Here is a 17,210-nt window from a genome sequence, read left to right as displayed (position 1 = left end):
CAGATCCAATAATCCAACGAGGGAGTCCGGTGAATTCTCCGCTGTCAGGCCGCAATGGTTACACCGAATCGCTGTCCACGCGAATGGACCGCCTCGCCCAAGCGGTGACCGATAGTCACGTTTCGCTGAGTTCCGAGGGAATCCATGTCGATGTCCGAGCGAACGGCCACATCGTCGCGCTCACCGTCGACGATCGGCTCATCCTCGATGCGCACCGTCTCGGCCCGCTGATCGCCCGCCTCGTCAACGAAGCCCGCGACCAGGCCCAGGCCCGACTCGAGGACCTGGTGAACGAAATCCAGGCCGACCCACGCATCGCCACCATCGTCGAGCAACTCGGCGACGCTCCCGACCGCGCCCTACCCAGCCCCGCAGTCCACGACAGCTGGGACGACACCTACCACGACGGCCCCAAATCCGCTGTCTTCGGCGACTGACCCACGGCCCGCCAACGCTGTTCGTCCGCGTCGCGGAAGTAGAGGATGCTGGAGCCCTGGGCGAAGAGAGCGTCGAAACCCAAGGGAGCCAATATGGCTCATAGAAGTCGAGCGCGGGGCGGACGATGGTGACAACGAACTCAGCGCCGCCGCTATTTTCCGATGACTTCGGCGGATTCGCTGATCGCGCCCACATAGCCGTCCGGGCGGATGGCTTGCGCCATCCGACATCCGCCCCCGGTTACAGCGCGGTGTAGGTGGCGGCGACCAGGTCGTGGGCGCGGCGGTCGCCGGAGAGCCAGTCACGGCGCAGGTTCGGGGTGAAGGCGATGGCGACACGGTTGTCGAGGTCGCCGAGGCCGAGTGCGCCGCCGGCGCCCGGGTGGCCGAAGACCGAGGAGCGGGCGGGCTCGGGGAGGATGAGGTTCTCGCACGGGAGCATGTATCCGAGTCCGAAGGCGCTCTCCAGCAACAACACCGAGTCGGGACCCCGCACCTGTTCACGCACCGCGTCGCGCAGCACGGCCATGGGCAGCAGGGCGCCACTCACCAGGTCACTGTAGAAGCGGGCCAGCGCGCGGGCCGTGGTGACCAGGCCGGAGGCGGGCCAGCCACCCGCCAGGACCTCCGGCTTGTTGTACGAGCCAACGGGATTCGTGGAGGCGCGCATCGCGAGTGAGCCGGGGTCGCGGTAGGCATCGGCCATCCTGGTGACCGTGTCCGCGTCGATCGGGCCGGGGTCGGTCCAGGCCATCTCCTGGGCGGGTGGGAAGGCGGTACGCGCGGCCTGCCGCGTGATGTGCGGTGGCGCGCCGAGCCACAGATCCTCACCGAAGTGGCGGCGCACGTAGTCGCCAACCGTGGATTCCGTGTGCCTGCGGACGAATTCGCCGACCAGCCACCCGAAGGTCAGCGCGTGGTAGCCGTGTTCGCCCGCGTGTCCGCCACCCCACCCCACAGATCGACGACCGTCCGTCCATCCACGATCACGGCGACCGCCGCCCCCGTGTTCCGCCCGTCGGCGAAGCTCGATTCGAACACCTCGCGCACAGCCCGGAAGGCGGGATCGACCTCGCCCTTCACGAAAACGCTCATGACCGAATTAGAACACGTTCTAGTTTTGGAGACCAGTGCCCAGCGCGGCACGCGGCAGCACCGGATACCTCGTGGAGATATCCGGTGGGGCCGCGAACAGCTCGCCGACTACTCGTCGACGCCGCGGAAATACAGAATGTTGGAGCCGTGCGAGGCGAGCGGCCCGGCCTCGGCGGCCTGGCGGATACCGCTGCCGGGAAGGCAGGTGAGCTTGGTGAACATGGTGGTATTGCCGAAGGCGGAGCGGACCTGGGTCTCGGAGGCGTAGTCCGCGCCATACTCGGACAGGGCCTTGAAATCCAAGGGGGCCAGCGGCTTTTCGAGCGGCGTCTGGGCGGCGGGGAGGCCGAGCGCGGCGTACTGGGTGGCGGCGCCGCCTTCGTACCAGCACAGCTCGTAGGACATCTGCTCGGTGGTGGTGACGCTGACGACCGGCCACTCCTGGGACAGACGCAGCGCCAGCGGGTGGCGGCCCACAGGAGCCACCTCCCAGTTCAGGCTCTTCACCGAAACCCAGTGCTCGGAGACCTTTTCGATCAGGACCACGTCCCCGCCGAGTCGTTCAGCGCGGTTGGGCTCGGGTTCGGGTGTGCTCCAGTGCTTTTCGTCGACGCCGAGATAGGCCGAGCTGGGCACGGGCTGCGCGCCGTCGGCGGTGTAGGCGGCGAGAATGGCCGCGCGCACCAGGGTGACGGCATTGCGCGAGGAGCAGCGCACGCTCAGCGCGCCGAAGGAGGTGCTGATCTCCACCGGCTTGGACGGCTGGTCCGGCAGCGCGCCCGCGGCGATCGGCTTGAGGCCGACCAGCGCCAGCTGCCAGTTGACCTCCTCGATCGTGGCCAGATCACCGGCCGTCTGATAGAGGATCTGCTGCTGGGTCAGGTAGCCCGCGCGTTCGAGGGTGGCGCATTCCAGCTTGCGCAGGGCGGTGACGGTCTTGCTGGTGAATCCGATGTCCTCGACCCGGATTTCGCGCAGTCGCTGCGTCATGGCCGGGGTGGTGACGCCCGCGTAGCACTCGCGGTACATGGCCAGCGCCTGCTTGCGCTGGCGGCCCACCATGAGGGTGCGCAGCAGGGTGTTCAAGGAGGCGAGGTAGCGGTTCGCCTGATCCGGATCGGCGGCGAAGAGCCCGGCGCGGATGCGCACCGCGTCCTCCCCCGCGGCCACCGCGGCCTTGGGATCCAGCCGGCACAGCCACACGCTGCACTTGGACAGCGCGTCCGCGGACGCGCCCGCCGCGAGCGGATAGTTCTGCGCCACATGCCGATACGCCTGGCAGGCATTGCGGATGGTGGAGGTGGCCAGCTCCCGGTGCCCGATGGTGCGGGCGGCCTGTTCGAACAACCGCAGCGCCTCGGTCACCTCGGCGGCGAAGGGAGCGGTGACATGCCCGGCGGTGAGCCAGCGCAGCCGGATGAGCACCGCTTCCTGCGCGGGCTCCAGGGCCGAGGCCGACCGATCCCGCTGGGCCGGGTCGTTCTTGGTGGCCATGAGCGCGCGGGCCAGCTCGCACAGCGAGGTGGCCAGTGCCAGCTCGGTTTCGGGCGTCCGGTCCCGCGCGGCCCCGCGATCCGCGGCCACTTGGCGCTCGATGGCGCTGAGATCCATTGCGACCTTCAAACTCCCATAACCCATGCACGCGCCTTCCCGATCGACGACCGTCCGCGTGTTTGCGCCGAGTCTGCCATATATTCGGCGCGCGGGTCGCCCAACCGGCGGGATGCCCGGATTTCCGATCACCCGCGCGTGGCGGCGTCGATCATGCGGAATGCGTGTACCGCACCTGCCCGGGCTTCACCCGGTCATATTCCGCGCGTCCCGAGAGATGCTGCGGCACACCGACTTCCCACCAGGCACCGGCCTCGGTCCAGGTCGACGGGCGGGTGCGGACCACCACGACCGCGGGCCGCTGCCCGGTGCGGGCGGCGTCGCGAGCGCCCGCGTAGGCGTCGCGGAATTCACCGAGTTCGCTCGCGGTGAACACCGCGCAACCCAATGCCCGCGCGTGGGCGGCGAAGTCGACCCGGGGCGGGGTGGCGTGATTGGTGCGGCAATCCGCGTAGAAGTTGTTGAAGGGCTCGGCCCCCTGTCCCTGCTGCAGTCGCGCGATGACCGCGTACCCGTCGTTGTCGCATACCACCGCGACCAGCGGATGCCCGGCGAAGGCGGCGGAGAAGAGCTCGGAGTTGAGCATCAGGTAGGAGCCGTCCCCGAGCAGGGTGGTGACCAGGCCCTCCGGTTCCGAGGCGCCGGATTGCGCGCGGGCCAGCGCCGCGCCCCAGGCTCCGGCGAGCTCGTATCCCATGCAGGAGAAGCCGTATTCGACATCCATGCTCGGTACGCCGCCGGCCGCGCGCCAGCCGCCGACCAATTCGCCGGGCAGCCCGCCGGAGGCGGTCATGACGTAGTCGGAGGCGCCGCTGAGATCGTTCACGGCGCCGACGATCTGCGCATAGCTGGGCGTCCCCGGCGTTGGGGCGCGCAGTTTGTCGATATGCGCGTCCCAGTCCGCCCGGACCGCGGCGGCCCGTGCCGTCCAGTCCGGGTCGGCGAGCCACTCGACCAGTTCGGGTTCCAGGTCGCGCAGGGTGGCGTCGGCGTCGCCGACCACGGCCAGCGCGCCATGCTTCACGGCATCGAAACGTGCGGTATTGATGTGGACCAGACGGACTTCCGGCGCGAAGACGGTCCAGGACGCGGTGGTGAAGTCCTGTAGGCGGCTACCGACCGCCAGCACCACGTCCGCCGCCGCGGCGAGCGTGTTCGCCGATGCCGCACCGGTGATGCCCAGCGGTCCCGCGTACAGCGGGTGGTCGTGCGGGACCAGCGTGCGACCCGCCGTCGTCTCGGTCACCGGAATCCCGTGGCGCTGAGCGAATTCCAGCGCCTGCCCGCCCGCACCGGAGTACCGCACACCGCCCCCGAGGACGAGCAGGGGACGCTTCGCGGCACGCAGGACGCGGGCGGCCTCGGTGATGCCGCGCCGATCCGGCCGTGGGCGCGGGACGTGATGGACGACCGGCTCGAACAGGGCGTCGGGAAAGTCGTAGGTCTCGGCCTGCACGTCCTGCGGCAGGGCCAGCACCACGGGTCCGGCCTCGGCGGGGTCGGTGAGGATCCGCGCCGTCTGCGGCAGTGTCGCGAGCAATTGCTCGGGCCGGGTGATCCGGTCGAAATGACGGCTCACCGGACGAAACGCGTCGTTGACGGTGACCGTGGGGTCGCCGAAGTGCTCGACCTGCTGCAGCACCGGATCGGGCGCGCGACTGACGAAGGTGTCCCCCGGGAGCAGCAGCACGGGCAGCCGATTCGCGTGTGCCACACCGGCGGCCGTCACCATGTTCAGCGCACCCGGCCCGATCGAGGAGGTGGCGATCCCGACCTGCCGCCGCTGCGTGGCCTTGGCCAGCCCGACCGCCGCAAGCGCCATACCCTCCTCGGTGTGCCCGCGCCAGAGCGGCAGCTCGTCGCGATGCTCGGCCAGCGCGGTCCCGAGGCCGAGCACATTGCCGTGCCCGAAGATGCCGAAAGCCGCGGGGAACAGCGGCACTTCGGCGCCCTCGAGGGTTTCCGAGCGCTGAGCGATCAGCCAGGTCACCAGGGCCTGCGCGGTCGTGAGCTTCATGCGAGCCGTCCTTCGTGGGAGGTGACCGGGCACCGCGGATCCGCCGCCTGGCTCGCCCAAGCCGCCCGCACCCAGGCGTGCGCGGGGTCGTCGCAGAAGGCCATGGATCGCTCGGGCGCGGGCCCGGCCAGCACGTTCAGGTAGTACATGGGGTACCCGGGCGCGGCCGTGCACGGACCGTGGTAGCCGTGCGGCACCAGGAACACATCCCCGTCCCGGACCGCCACGTTCACGTCGAGCGATCCGTCGGCGGTGTAGGTGCGGTGCATTCCGAAACCCTCGGGCCCCGGGGTGATTCCGTCGCGCGCGGCGATGCGGAAGTAGTAGATCTCCTCGTTGACGACCTCGCACTCGGAGGCCTCGTCATGCTTGTGCGGTGGGTACGAGGACCAGTTCCCGTCGGGCGTGAGCAGTTCGCACGCGTTCAGCTTGTCGGCGTGCGCCCACGCGCCCGGCGTCCCGAAGTTGGTGACCTGACGCGTCGCCCGTCCCGCCCCGCGCACCTCGACCGGAACCCGCTCGGCCGGACCGTATTTCGGGTCCAGCCGGTTCGTGCAGCGCGCCATCGGCAACGCCATCTCGATCCCGCCCACGGACGTCAGCTCGACCTCCGCGTCGCGCGGCACGTAGGCGAAGTCGGTCACGCGGGTGAAAACCGAATCCCGCCCGGCGAGTTCGAACACCAGCCCGTCCACCCGCACGGTGCACGCCCCGGCCAGTGGCAGGACAAAGGCTTCGAAGTCTCCGGTGCTCACCACCCGCCGCTCCCCCGCTGCCAGCCGCAGCACCCGCAGCCCGGCGAAGGCCCAGCCCGCGTCCTCCGGCGTCAGCAGCACGGGATCGCCCGAATCCGCCAGCGTTCCGGCCGGTCGATGCAGGTCCTTCATCGTCGCACCCCTTTCCGGCCCGCCCAATCGATCCGAGGTTCCCCCGCCATGTCGCCGCTCACGCCGGGCCGGTGCCGGGGCAGGCATGGTGTCGCGACGGGAATCACTGCGGGCCAGTAGATTCCGGCAGCGGGCCGAATATGTCCGAGCGGGTGCGGTGAGCTCATCGCGCCGCCTCCAGTACCTGCGCGGCGGCCTGGACCGCGCCGGCGACATTCCCGTCGGGCGGGTAGAGCAGGCTGCGGCCCACCACCAGGCCACGCGCGACATCGTGGCGCAGGGCCGCACCCCAGGAGGCGAGATCGGATTCCGGGTCACCGGAGGGCGCACCGCCGAGAATGACGACGGGGAGTGTGGTGGCGTCGAGCACCGAGACATCGTCGGGGGCAGGGATTTTCAGCCACGTATAGGCGGAGGTGACCCCGAGGCCGGATGCGACGGTAATGGCTCGCTGCAGTGAGGCGGCGTCCTTGTGCATGGTCAGCGCGCCGTCGGCATCGCGGGCGTAGGGCAGGGGTTCCACCATCGCCATGAGCCCGTGTTCGGCCAGTTCGGAGACCGCGCGGGCGCAGGCCTCCAGGGTCGGGATGGTGCCGGGATCCGAATCGACCAGGCGCAGAAGCATTTTACCGCCGTCGAGGCGGTACTTCACCAGCGCTTCGGCGTCGTACCCGGTGAAGCGGTCGTCGATCTCCCAGTCGGCGCCCGCCAGCCCGCCGCGGTTCATGGAGCCGATGACGATCTTCTCGTGCACGGCGTCCAACAGCAGCAATTCCTCCACGATGTCGGGCGAGCCGAGCACGCCGTCGACGGCGGGGTTGGCCAGGGCGATGAGCAGTCGTTCCAGCAGGGTGCGGCGGTCGGCCATGGCGGTGCGGTCGGCGCCGACGCCGAGCGCGCCGCGGGCCGGGTGGTCGGCCGCCACCAGGAACAGGGTTCCCCGGTCCGACAGCAGGTTCGGGCGTCGCCGCCGGTCGGCGTAGGCGCGCCGGACGGCCTCGGGGTCCGTGGCACGGGTGTGCAGCAGTTCGTACCACCGCGCATCGGTCAGGTGCACAGCATCTCCTCGATCTCGGCATCGGTCGGCATGGCGTCGGCGCAGGCCAGCCGCGATGCCACCAGCGCGCCGGCGGCATTGGCGTAGGCGGCCAGGCGATGCGGAGCCCAGCCGGACAGCAGCCCGTGGATGAGCGCACCCCCGAATCCGTCGCCCGCGCCGAGCCCGCACAGCACCTCCACCCGGCAGGGCGGCACCGTCCAGCGCTCGGAGCCGGTGGCGATCAGCACGCCCTCCGCGCCGCGCTTGACCACGGCCAGCCGGACCCCGCGGGCCAGCAGCCGGTCCGCGGCCACGTCGGGATCGGCGGTGCCGACCGCCACCTCCACCTCGGTCCGGTTGCCCACCACCACGTTCACGTGATCGACCATCCAGCCGATCTCGGCGCGCGCGGTCGCGGCGTCGGGCCAGAACATGGGCCGGTAGTCCAAATCCAGCACGGTATGCCCGCGCCGGGCCCGGCGTTCCAGGATGGCCCGCTGGGTGGTGCGGCCGGGTTCGGCGCTCACCCCGGTCCCGGTCACCCACAGCAGCGGCACGGAATCGACCACGTCCCAGGGGATCTCGTCCGCGGTGAGGGTGAGGTCCGGCGCGATGGGCGCGCGATAGAACAGCAGCGGTGGGTCCGCGGGCGGCTTCAGTTCGCAGAACACCACGGGCGTCTGCAGTCCCGCCGCCGTCCCCACATACCGCGCCGACACCCCGAACCCCTCGAGGGCGTCGCGCACGAAGTCCCCGAACCCGTCCGGCCCTACCTTGGTGAGCACCGCGGCGCGGCGACCCAGCCGCGCCGCCGCCACCGCCACATTGGTGGCCGTGCCGCCGAGGAATTTGGCGAAGGTCGTCACCTCGGCGAGCGGCACCCCGCTCTGCTCGGGATAGAGGTCGACGCCGACCCGGCCGATCGTCAGCACCTCCAGCTCGGTCACGACACCACCCGCTCCAATTCGTGTTGCAACGCCTCGAGTTCCGCACCGCCGGCCATCTGCCGGGTCAACTCGGTGAGGTCGATCGTGGACTTCTCGTAGCTGCCCAGCGTGGCGCCCCGTTTGAGGAGCAGGAAGCGGTCGCCGACCGGGTAGGCGTGATGCGGGTTGTGCGTGATGAGCACGACACCCAGTCCGCGATCGCGCGCCTGCACGACATATCGCAGCACCACACCGGCCTGCTTCACACCGAGGGCAGCGGTCGGCTCGTCGAGGATGAGGACCTTGGCCCCGTAGTGCACCGCCCGCGCGATGGCCACACACTGACGCTGACCGCCGGACAGCGTGCCGACCGGCTGCTCCAGATCGGGGATGTCGATTCCCATGTCCGCCAGACCTTTTCGCGCGATATCCTGCGCCTGCCTGCGGTCCAGCAGCTCGAGCGGGCCATAGCGCTTGACGGGCTCCGAGCCGAGCACGAAGTTGCGCCATACGCTCATCAACGGCACCACCGCCAGATCCTGGTAGACGGTGGCGATGCCGAGGTCCAGCGCCGCACGCGGCGAGGACAGCCGCATCGATTGCCCGTCGATGCGCAGCTCCCCGGTGTCGTGCTGGTGCACGCCCGCCAGGATCTTGATCAGCGTCGATTTGCCCGCGCCGTTGTCACCCAGCACGCAGGTGACCTCACCGGCTTTCACCACCGTCGACACGTCGCGCAGCGCCACCACGCCGCCGTAACTCTTTCCGACGCCGGCCGTTTCGATGAGCGGCACCACGGTCCCGGTGTCGTTGTCCGTCGCGGTCATCGGCGTACCCTTTCCGCCCGCTTCTTGAATGCGTTGTTCACCAGTACGGCCGAGAACAGCAGCACGCCGAGGAACAGCATGAACCAGTCGCTGTTCCACCCCGCCAGCACGATGCCCTGCCGCGCCATGCCGAAGATGAGCGCCCCGATGGCCGCGCCCACCACCGAACCGAACCCGCCGGTGAGCAGGCAGCCGCCGATCACCGCGGCGATGATGTACTGGAATTCCAGTCCCACACCCTGATTGGCCTGCACGCTGGCGAACCGCATGAGGTTGCACGCGCCCACGATCCAGCCCGCGAACGCGGTGGTCATGAACAGCAGGACCTTGGTGCGGGTGGCCGGCACGCCCACCGCGCGGGCGGTGGGCAGCGAGCCGCCGACCGCGAAGATCCAGTTGCCGAACCGGGTGCGCGCCAGCACGATCGCCGCAATGGCGGTGACCACGATCCACCACACCACCGACGCCTGGATGCTGGCATTGCCGATCTTGGTGGTGGACGCGAAAACCCAACCGGCGGACTGATATCCGTCCGCGCCGCGCACGCCCGACACCTGCACGGTGCCGGTGGCCCAGCGCGTCACACCGAGATTCAGACCCTGCAATGCCAGGAAGGTGCCCAGTGTGACGATGAAGCTGGGCAACCCGGTGCGCATCACCACCCACCCGTTGAGCGCACCCACCGTGAGCGCGAAAGCCAGCGAAACCACCAGCGCGAGCCACACATTCCAGCCCGCGTGCACCGCCAGCAGTCCGGTGATCAGCGCGGTGGAGGCGGTCATCACGCCGGTGGACAGGTCGAATTCGCCGCCGATCATGAGCATGGCCACCGCCACCGCCATGATGCCGAGCGTGGAGGCGTCGTCCAGCCAAGTCGAAATACCCAGTGGCTTCAGGAATTTCGTGGTGACGAGACCGAAGAACACGAACACCACCACCGCGCCCAGCAGCGCGCCCACCTCGGGGCGGGCCACCAGTCGGTTGAGGATGGCCAGCCGATCTGGTGGTGGCGCGGCCGTCGTGGTCTCGGATGTCGTTGTCGTCGTTGTCATCTCATCGTCTCCCGGCCGGTTCACCGCGTGCCCTGGCCGACCAGCGCGGCGACGGCATCGACATTGCTCTTGTCCACGAACGCCGGGCCGGTCTGCACCGGATGGCCGCCGCCCACGGTGTTCAGGTTCGACTTGTAGAGCTTCAGCATCACCACCGGCAGATAGCCCTGCTCGTACTGCTGCTGATCCACCGCGAACAACAGCGTCCCGGCCCGGATCGCGCTCACCACATCGGAATTCAGGTCGAAGGTGGCCACCGTCGCCGTCGAGGCGGACTCCCGCACCGCGTCCACCGCGCGGGCGGCGATCTGCGAATTCAGGGTCAGCACCGCGTCGATGGAGCGATCGGCCTCCAGCGCGCCCTTGATGCGCGACTGCACATCGGTCGGGTTGTTGATATCCACCTGCAGCGTGGTCGCGGCCCCGAAGCCCTGGGTCGCGCCGGCGCAGCGTTCGTTCGCACCGACATTCCCGGCCTCGTGGATTACGCACAGCATCTTGTGTTTTCCGGCGCCGGCCAGCCGCTTCCCGGCGGATTCACCGGCCAGGCGCTCACTCTGGCCGACATGGCCGATGGCCCCGAACTGGACGCTCTCGGCCTCACCGGAGTTGATGGTCACCACGGGAATCCCGGCGGCGACGGCCTTCTCGACCGACGGCTTCAGCGCGTCCGGATTGGCCATGGACACCACCAGCCCGTCCACACCCTGGGCCACGGCATTGTCGATGAGCTTGGCCTGCTGGGTCGGATCGCCCGAGGAGTTGTACTCGACCCGGACGCCGAGGTCCTTCCCGGCGGCTTCCGCACCGTTCTTGACCACGTTCCAGAAGGCGTCACCGGGCGAGCCGTGGGTCACCACCGCCACCGACTTCAGCGTGCCCACCGCGACGGGGGCCTGGGCGGGTCCAGTGACATCGGCACCGGGGCCGCTGCAGGCGGCGAGCACGGCCGCCGCCGCGAGCCAGGGCGACAGGCGCAGCCAGCGGGGGCGGCGCGATCGGGAGATTGCGGACATCATCGTCGTCACCTCCCCACTAAATCCGAGCCGTGGCGAGAGCAGCGCCGATCTCGGCCAGGTGTCTCAGACTTTGCCGAGCATCATCCGTCGGACCCGCGGCGGTAGCGCCGGGACCCAATGCGGTGTCCTGCTCGATCACGTACCAGCCCCGGTATCCCCCGGCGTGCGCCGCGTGGACCAGGGCCGCGATATCGACATCTCCGGTACCCAGCGGAACGTAGAGCCCCTGCCGGACGGCCTCGCTGTATTCGATACTCCCGCTGCGCACTTCGGCGGCCATGGCCGCGCGGACATCCTTGAGGTGGATGTGCCCGAGGCGATCCGCGTGACGGCGGACCAGATCGACCGGGTCGGTGCCGCCGATGAGCAGGTGCCCGGTGTCCACACACAGGTCCAGCTCGGAGTCGGCGAGAAAGCGATCGACCTCGGCGGCCGTCTCGACGTGGGTGCCCACATGCGGGTGCAGGGCGACGCGCAGGCCCTGTGCGGCGGCGATCTCGCCGACCGCGGCTGCGGTGTCGATGAGGGTCCGCCATTCGCGATCGCCGAGAGGTGTCCGGATGTCGTACCCGTCCTGCCCGGTGGCGGCGGCCAGCACCAGGATCTCGGCGCCAGCGGCCGCGAACCGCTCGGCCGCGGCGCGGGCGGCGGCCGCGGCCCGGTCGGGTTCGCGGTGCAGTGCCAGGGCGAGGAAGCCGCCGATCGGCGCAATACCGTAGGTGTTCAGGGTCTTTCGTAGCTCGACGGGGTCATCGGGTAGGTAGCCGGGCGGGCCGAACTCGGTGGCGGTGATGCCGAGGTCTGCCATCTCGGCCAGGACGATGTCCGGTTCCAGGACATGCCCCCAGCCGGGGACCTCGCAGACTCCCCAGGAGATCGGCGCGGCGGCGATACGCAAGGGGGTGATACGCAGTGGATGCAGCGGTTCGGTCATCGGCACTTCCCAGACCCGTCGTTGGCCATCGGTGAGGCTCGTTGGAGCGCTCCAACAATGTAACGTGGCTCACTCTCGTGTCAAGGGTCCGACATGTGCGGAAAAGTACTGCGTAAACGCGGAAAATGCTGTCTTCCAGGCGAAACGAGGCCGGATACCGGTGTCCAGAATATCCGATTAGAGCGCTCCATTGCCTCCACCCACGGCAACGCTGTAGCGTGCGACACACATCGATACCGACGGGAGGCGACCATGACCAGACCGACCATGGAGGACGTCGCCGCCCGCGCCGGCGTCTCCCGGGCGCTGGTCTCGCTGGTCATGCGGAACTCCCCCAAGGTCAGCGAGCACCGCCGCCGCGCGGTGCTCACCGCGGCCGCCGAACTCGGCTACCAGCCGCACGCCATGGCACGGTCGCTGGCCAGCCGGACCTCCAATATCGTCGGCGTCATGGTGTCCGACCTGCGCAATCCCTTCTTCGCCGATGTCGTCGAGGGCATGGACGAGGCGGCACAGCAGGCCGGGCTCGAGCTCATCCTCAATACCGGCCGGCGCAGCGCGACACGGGAACGGACCGCGCTGGAGAGCCTGCTGGGCTTCCGCCCGGGCGGGGTCATCCTGCTCTCCCCGGTGCTGCCGGCCTCCGCCATTCGCGACGCGGCGACGAGCTGCCCGGTCGTCCTGGTCTCGCGCACTTCCACCAGCCCGGCCGTGGACACGGTCAACGACGACGGCGAGCTCGGCGCGACACTGGCCGTGGATCACCTTGTCGCCCTGGGGCATCGGCGCATCGTGCACCTCGACGGCGGCGCGGCCTTCGCGGCGCCGCCGCGGCGCAAGGGCTACACCACCGCCATGACCCGCTACCACCTCGAACCCATGGTGATTCCCAGCGAGCACACCGACGAGGCGGGCGCGGCCGCCGTCCGCACCCTGCTGAACATCTTCTCCCCCAGCGCTTTTCCCACCGCACTGGTGTGCGGCAACGATTTCAACGCCGTGGGCGCGATGGCCGCGCTCGAACAGGCGGGACTGCGTGTGCCCGAGGACGTTTCGGTCGTCGGCTACGACAACACCTCGCTGGCGACGCTGCGGCACGTCGCGCTCACCACCATCGACCAGCCGCGCACCCGCATCGGGCGGCTGGCCGTGGAGGCCCTCACCGAGCGACTGCGCGCCGACCGCACCGATCCGGTGCGCAAACGCCTGGAACCGTCACTGGTCGTCCGCTCGACCACCGCCCCACCCCGCGACTGACAGGAGCCATCGCCATGTCCCCGATCACAGTGGGCCTCGCCGGCACCGGCCGCATCGGCACCTCCCACGCCGAAACCCTCAGGGCCCTGCCGGGTGTGGGTACGGTCGCCGTCACCGACACCGATGCCGAACGCGCCCGCGCCACCGCCGACAAACTCGAGGTCCAGTACGCGCCCGATATCGAGGCGCTCTTCGCCGCCGGTATCGACGGCCTGGTCATCACCACCGCCACCGACTCCCATCCGGCCCTCATCACCGCCGCCGTCGACCGCGGCATCCCGGTCTTCTGCGAAAAGCCCATCGCCGCCGACATTCTGGGCACGCTGCGGGTGGTCGAACACGTGGAGCGCTCGACCGTCCCGGTCCAGATCGGCTTCCAGCGCCGCTTCGACGCCGGATACCGGGCCGCGCGCGCCGCCGTCGCCGCCGGGGACCTGGGCTGGATCCACACCCTGCGCGCCACCACCCTCGACCCCGCGCCACCGCCCGCCGAGTACATTCCGCGCTCGGGCGGGCTGTTCCGTGATTGCGGCGTCCACGATTTCGACATCATCCGCTGGGTCAGCGGCCGCGAGGTGGTGGAGGTCTACGCCACCGGATCCAATCGCGGGGAGCGGTTCTTCGCCGACGCGGACGATGTCGACACCGCCGCGGTGGTGCTGCGTCTCGACGACGGCTCACTGGCCAATGTGGCGCTCAGCCGCTACAACGGCGCGGGCTACGACGTGCGGCTGGAAGTGCTGGGCTCCAAGGGCAATGCCATCGTCGGGCTCGACGAGCGCGCCCCGCTGCACTCGGTCGAACCCGGCCAGGCGCCGTCGGCCCTGCCCGCCTATCCGGGCTTCATGGACCGGTTCCACGCCGCCTACACCGAGGAGCTGACCACCTTCGTGGGTGTGATCACCGGCCGGCTGGCCAATCCGTGCCCGCCCGCCGACGCCCTGGAGGCCTTCTACATCGCCGAGGCCTGCGAGCTGTCCCGGCATCAGGGCAAGCCGGTGCGGCTGGCCGACATCCGCCGCTGAAACTTCGGCTACCACAGCGCGGCCGCCGCGTTTACCCTTCGGTGTGCCCGGTGATCACAGCGGGACCACCGAGACGAGAGCTATTGGGATGAGCGGCAATTCGATACCACCGGGCTATCATCCGCACGACGAGCTGTGGACGCAGGACACCGTCGTGTTCGACGCGGTGCGCGACGACCACGACGGGCAGCAGGCCGGACCAGGCGGCCGGCCGCGAAATTCGCAGGCCAGCCGGTACGTGATCATCGGTCTCACGGCCACGATCGTCGTAGCGTTGCTGGCCATCGGCGGCCTGCTCCTGTCCGGCCACGGCAGCTGGGACGCGGCCCCGAACGCCACGAAGGGCCCCGCGCCGACGCGAATCCTGCTCACGACCACCACATCCGCGTCACCCACGACGACCGCACAGGTGGCCGAGGTGACCACGGCGCCCGACACGGCCACCACCACGACCACCACCACGACCGCCCCGACGACCAGCGCGGCCGCGGTCAGCGGGACCTGCACCCAGCCCGGCCAGACCGCTGTCGCCGGCGACGGATCGGTCCTGACCTGCAACGCGGCCGGAGACGGCACGCTCCGCTGGCTGTCGGTCAGCACGCCCTCGCTCGGATTCCCATGCAACGCGAGCGAAGCTGGGACCTTCGGCTACGCCCCGAATGGCACCCAGCTGCTGTGCTCCCGCCGCGCGGGATCGACCACACCGACCTATGTGTGGGACAGCCCGGGCCCCGTGGCCAGCGGAACGCACGAGCCCGGCCAGATCTGCAATCTCAAGAAGGATGTCGTCGCCAAGTCCTCCAGCGGCCGAGCGGTCTATTGCCTGCCCACCAATGGAAACAACAACGGCAACTACATCGGCGCATGGAAAGCCGTGCCCTGAAACCGATCTCCTACAGGGTGACGACACCCAGCTGGATCAGCTGGGTGAGGGTGTCGGCCACACCCCACACCTCGGCGATCCGGCCGTCGGTGAAACGCATGATGAAGATCTCGTTGTACCGCACGGCTTTCCCGGTCGCCGGGCGGCCCAGGAACGCGCCGTCATTGGTGCCGGTGACGACGGTCCGGCCGACCACCTTGTCGCCCTCGGCGATCAAGTCCACGACGTCCAGCTCGATGTCGGGATAGCCGGTCACGAAGGCGCGCATGATCTGCTCGAGCCCCGCCGCGCCCGAATGGTCGACCGGGAACGGAACATTGAGGATGGCGTCCGGCTGGGTGATCTCGCGGATGGTCTTCGAGATCAGTTCCATGTCACCGGTACTCACCACATCGTGCAGGAGTTTGAAGGTCGCCTTGTTCTGTTCTTGCTGCATGCCCCATGAGACACCGGCGCGCGCCGGCACGTGACAGGCCCTACCGTGACCGTCGTCACTGCCGCCTGTGGTGTCAGCTCACCAGCAAACCGACAGCGAGACCCGTCATGACAAGCGCGATCATCGAATCCAGCACCCGCCACGCGCGCGGCTTCGCGAAGACCGGGGCCAGCAGCCGCGCGCCGAAACCGAGCGAGACGAACCAGATCAGGCTGCCCGCAATGGCTCCCGCGGTGAGGAACCAGCGATCCGGGGTGGCATAGGTATTGGCGAAGGAACCCAGCAGCACGACCGTGTCCAGATAGGCGTGCGGGTTGAGCCAGGTGACGGCCAGGCAGGTGGCCACGGCCGCGCCCAGCGCGATGGGCGCGCCGCCGCCCGCGGACAGGGCCGAGGCGGAGAACGCGCGCTTGGCGGCGAGCACGGCATAGCCCAGCAGGAAGGCCGCCCCCGCGTACCTGGCGATGGTCATGACCATCGGGGCCGAGTTCACGATCGCCCCGAAGCCCGCGACACCCAGGATCATGAGGATCACATCGGAGCCGATGCACACCGCGACCACCGGCAGGACATGCTCGCGCCGGATCCCCTGACGCAGCACGAAGGCGTTCTGCGCGCCGATCGCCACAATGAGCGACAGGCCGAATCCGAGTCCCGAGATGGCCGCCAGGGCCGCCGATGATGCGTTCACACGATCGAAAGTAGGGCAGGCGTCCAGCACCAGGCCAGCTAAAGATTCTGACGCACCATTACGATCTCTTACTATGGACCTGCAGCTCGACCAACTGCGCGCGCTCGACGCCGTCATCAGCGAGGGCACCTTCGACGCCGCCGCCCGCAGGCTCAGCGTGACGCCCTCGGCAATCAGCCAGCGCATCAAGGCACTGGAGGACGCCGCGGGCCGCATCCTGGTGCAGCGCACCAAACCGGTGCAGCCCACCGAATCCGGGCTGACGGTGCTGCGACTGGCCCGCCAGATCCAGCTGCTCACCGGCGATACCGCGCGCGAACTCGGCGACGTGCACCAGCCCGGCGCCGCCCGGGTGGTCATTCCCATAGCCGTCAATGCCGATTCATTGCAGACGTGGGTCATTCCCGCGCTCGGCCGTGCCGCCGCCGGGGTGTCGTTCGACATCCATCGCGAGGACGAGGAACACACCACGCGCCTGCTGCGCGACGGCACCGTCATGGCGGCCATCACCTCCACCGCCGCACCGGTGCAGGGCTGCACGGTCCGGCGGCTGGGGGCCATGCGTTATCGGCCCATGGCACAGCCCGCCTTCGCCCGCACCTGGTTTCCCGACGGCGCGAATGCGAAATCGTTCGCACATGCGCCCGTGGTGCTGTTCGACCGCAAGGACGATCTGCAGTTCCGGCTCATGCGCCATTACACCCGCAAGCCCGTGGATCCGCCCCGGCATTACATCCCGTCCTCGGCCGGATTCAATGACGCGGTATGCGCCGGTATGGGCTGGGGCATGATCCCAGACCTCATGATCCGCCCCGAGGACGAGCTGATTCCGCTGGACGAGAAGATATTCGTGGATGTCCCGCTCTACTGGCAGCAATGGCGGCTCGATTCCCCCGCTTTGACCCTCGTGGCCGCTACGATCGCCGAGGCGGCCGGGGAATCCCTGTTGTGAAAGGCCACAGGTTGTGATCGGCCACAAGGAGATTCATTTTCCGTCACCCGGGGTAATAGATGACGTGGGCGGGGTCGGATGCGATAGTCGAAGGCATTGCGGTTAGCCAGGAAGGAATTTCG

Annotated in this window: 18 protein-coding genes; 5 read left to right on the top strand and 13 right to left on the bottom strand. The window is 69.3% G+C overall.

What is annotated here, in order from left to right; genetic code table 11:
- The first annotated feature begins 29 nt into the window (after positions 1-29).
- The gene (locus ABZ909_RS22070; protein WP_357002520.1) at positions 30-437 is read left to right on the top strand and encodes a YbaB/EbfC family nucleoid-associated protein; all 408 of its coding nucleotides are present in this window, start codon (positions 30-32) and stop codon (positions 435-437) included.
- Between the two features lie 241 nt (positions 438-678).
- On the opposite strand, the gene ABZ909_RS22065 is transcribed toward ABZ909_RS22070, so the two are convergent.
- The 11 genes from ABZ909_RS22065 to ABZ909_RS22015 form a co-directional block, all read right to left on the bottom strand.
- Positions 679-1,395 (bottom strand): serine hydrolase, encoded by a 717-nt coding sequence (locus ABZ909_RS22065; RefSeq protein WP_357002518.1) that lies wholly within the window; start codon positions 1,393-1,395, stop codon positions 679-681.
- Complete coding sequence (locus tag ABZ909_RS22060) at positions 1,347-1,532, bottom strand: serine hydrolase (protein WP_357002516.1); 186 nt, start codon at positions 1,530-1,532, stop codon at positions 1,347-1,349. The genes ABZ909_RS22065 and ABZ909_RS22060 overlap by 49 nt, the downstream gene beginning before the upstream one ends.
- Positions 1,533-1,640: 108 nt before the next feature.
- A complete protein-coding gene (locus ABZ909_RS22055; protein WP_357002514.1) occupies positions 1,641-3,170 on the bottom strand; it encodes a hypothetical protein in 1,530 nt (509 codons plus the stop codon).
- 124 nt (positions 3,171-3,294) lie between these two features.
- A complete protein-coding gene (iolD, locus tag ABZ909_RS22050; RefSeq protein WP_357002512.1) occupies positions 3,295-5,160 on the bottom strand; it encodes a 3D-(3,5/4)-trihydroxycyclohexane-1,2-dione acylhydrolase (decyclizing) in 1,866 nt (621 codons plus the stop codon).
- Complete coding sequence (iolB, locus tag ABZ909_RS22045) at positions 5,157-6,047, bottom strand: 5-deoxy-glucuronate isomerase (RefSeq protein ID WP_357002510.1); 891 nt, start codon at positions 6,045-6,047, stop codon at positions 5,157-5,159. Before iolB ends, iolD begins: the two co-directional genes overlap by 4 nt.
- Before the next feature lie 163 nt (positions 6,048-6,210).
- Complete coding sequence (locus ABZ909_RS22040) at positions 6,211-7,104, bottom strand: aldolase (RefSeq protein ID WP_357002508.1); 894 nt, start codon at positions 7,102-7,104, stop codon at positions 6,211-6,213.
- Positions 7,095-8,033, bottom strand: a complete 939-nt coding sequence (gene iolC, locus ABZ909_RS22035; RefSeq protein ID WP_357002506.1) for a 5-dehydro-2-deoxygluconokinase — start codon at positions 8,031-8,033, stop codon at positions 7,095-7,097. The genes ABZ909_RS22040 and iolC overlap by 10 nt, the downstream gene beginning before the upstream one ends.
- The gene (locus ABZ909_RS22030; protein ID WP_357002504.1) at positions 8,030-8,839 is read right to left on the bottom strand and encodes an ATP-binding cassette domain-containing protein; all 810 of its coding nucleotides are present in this window, start codon (positions 8,837-8,839) and stop codon (positions 8,030-8,032) included. The genes iolC and ABZ909_RS22030 overlap by 4 nt, the downstream gene beginning before the upstream one ends.
- Entirely contained in the window at positions 8,836-9,891 is a 1,056-nt protein-coding gene (locus ABZ909_RS22025) for an ABC transporter permease (RefSeq protein ID WP_357002502.1), read from the bottom strand. Before ABZ909_RS22025 ends, ABZ909_RS22030 begins: the two co-directional genes overlap by 4 nt.
- A gap of 20 nt (positions 9,892-9,911) precedes the next feature.
- Positions 9,912-10,910, bottom strand: coding sequence for a sugar ABC transporter substrate-binding protein (locus ABZ909_RS22020; RefSeq protein ID WP_357002500.1), 999 nt, complete (start codon positions 10,908-10,910; stop codon positions 9,912-9,914).
- 16 nt (positions 10,911-10,926) lie between these two features.
- Positions 10,927-11,844: a TIM barrel protein gene (locus tag ABZ909_RS22015; protein ID WP_357002498.1), complete on the bottom strand. Its 918-nt coding sequence runs from the start codon at positions 11,842-11,844 to the stop codon at positions 10,927-10,929.
- Between the two features lie 252 nt (positions 11,845-12,096).
- On the opposite strand from ABZ909_RS22015, the gene ABZ909_RS22010 reads away from it, so the two are divergent.
- The 3 genes from ABZ909_RS22010 (at position 12,097) to ABZ909_RS22000 (ending at position 15,009) form a co-directional block, all read left to right on the top strand.
- Positions 12,097-13,101 carry a LacI family DNA-binding transcriptional regulator gene (locus ABZ909_RS22010; RefSeq protein ID WP_357002496.1) on the top strand — a complete coding sequence of 335 codons (1,005 nt, stop codon included), beginning with the start codon at positions 12,097-12,099 and terminating at the stop codon, positions 13,099-13,101.
- 14 nt (positions 13,102-13,115) lie between these two features.
- On the top strand, positions 13,116-14,126 hold the full coding sequence (locus ABZ909_RS22005; protein WP_357002494.1) for a Gfo/Idh/MocA family oxidoreductase: 1,011 nt from the start codon (positions 13,116-13,118) through the stop codon (positions 14,124-14,126).
- 88 nt (positions 14,127-14,214) lie between these two features.
- Positions 14,215-15,009: a hypothetical protein gene (locus ABZ909_RS22000; RefSeq protein ID WP_357002492.1), complete on the top strand. Its 795-nt coding sequence runs from the start codon at positions 14,215-14,217 to the stop codon at positions 15,007-15,009.
- A 10-nt stretch (positions 15,010-15,019) separates the two neighbouring features.
- Here the strand turns inward: ABZ909_RS22000 and ABZ909_RS21995 are convergent, their stop codons facing one another.
- Both ABZ909_RS21995 and ABZ909_RS21990 read right to left on the bottom strand, forming a co-directional pair.
- A complete protein-coding gene (locus tag ABZ909_RS21995) occupies positions 15,020-15,445 on the bottom strand; it encodes an ester cyclase (RefSeq protein ID WP_357002490.1) in 426 nt (141 codons plus the stop codon).
- Between the two features lie 73 nt (positions 15,446-15,518).
- On the bottom strand, positions 15,519-16,136 hold the full coding sequence (locus tag ABZ909_RS21990) for a LysE/ArgO family amino acid transporter (RefSeq protein WP_357002488.1): 618 nt from the start codon (positions 16,134-16,136) through the stop codon (positions 15,519-15,521).
- Positions 16,137-16,209: 73 nt separating this feature from the next.
- Between ABZ909_RS21990 and ABZ909_RS21985 the strand changes: the two genes are divergently transcribed.
- Positions 16,210-17,088 (top strand): LysR family transcriptional regulator ArgP, encoded by an 879-nt coding sequence (locus ABZ909_RS21985; RefSeq protein ID WP_357002486.1) that lies wholly within the window; start codon positions 16,210-16,212, stop codon positions 17,086-17,088.
- Positions 17,089-17,210: the final 122 nt, after the last annotated feature.

The sequence above is a fragment of the Nocardia sp. NPDC046763 genome (assembly GCF_040645495.1).
Classification (GTDB): domain Bacteria; phylum Actinomycetota; class Actinomycetes; order Mycobacteriales; family Mycobacteriaceae; genus Nocardia.
This window is presented reverse-complemented; position numbering and strand designations above follow the sequence as displayed.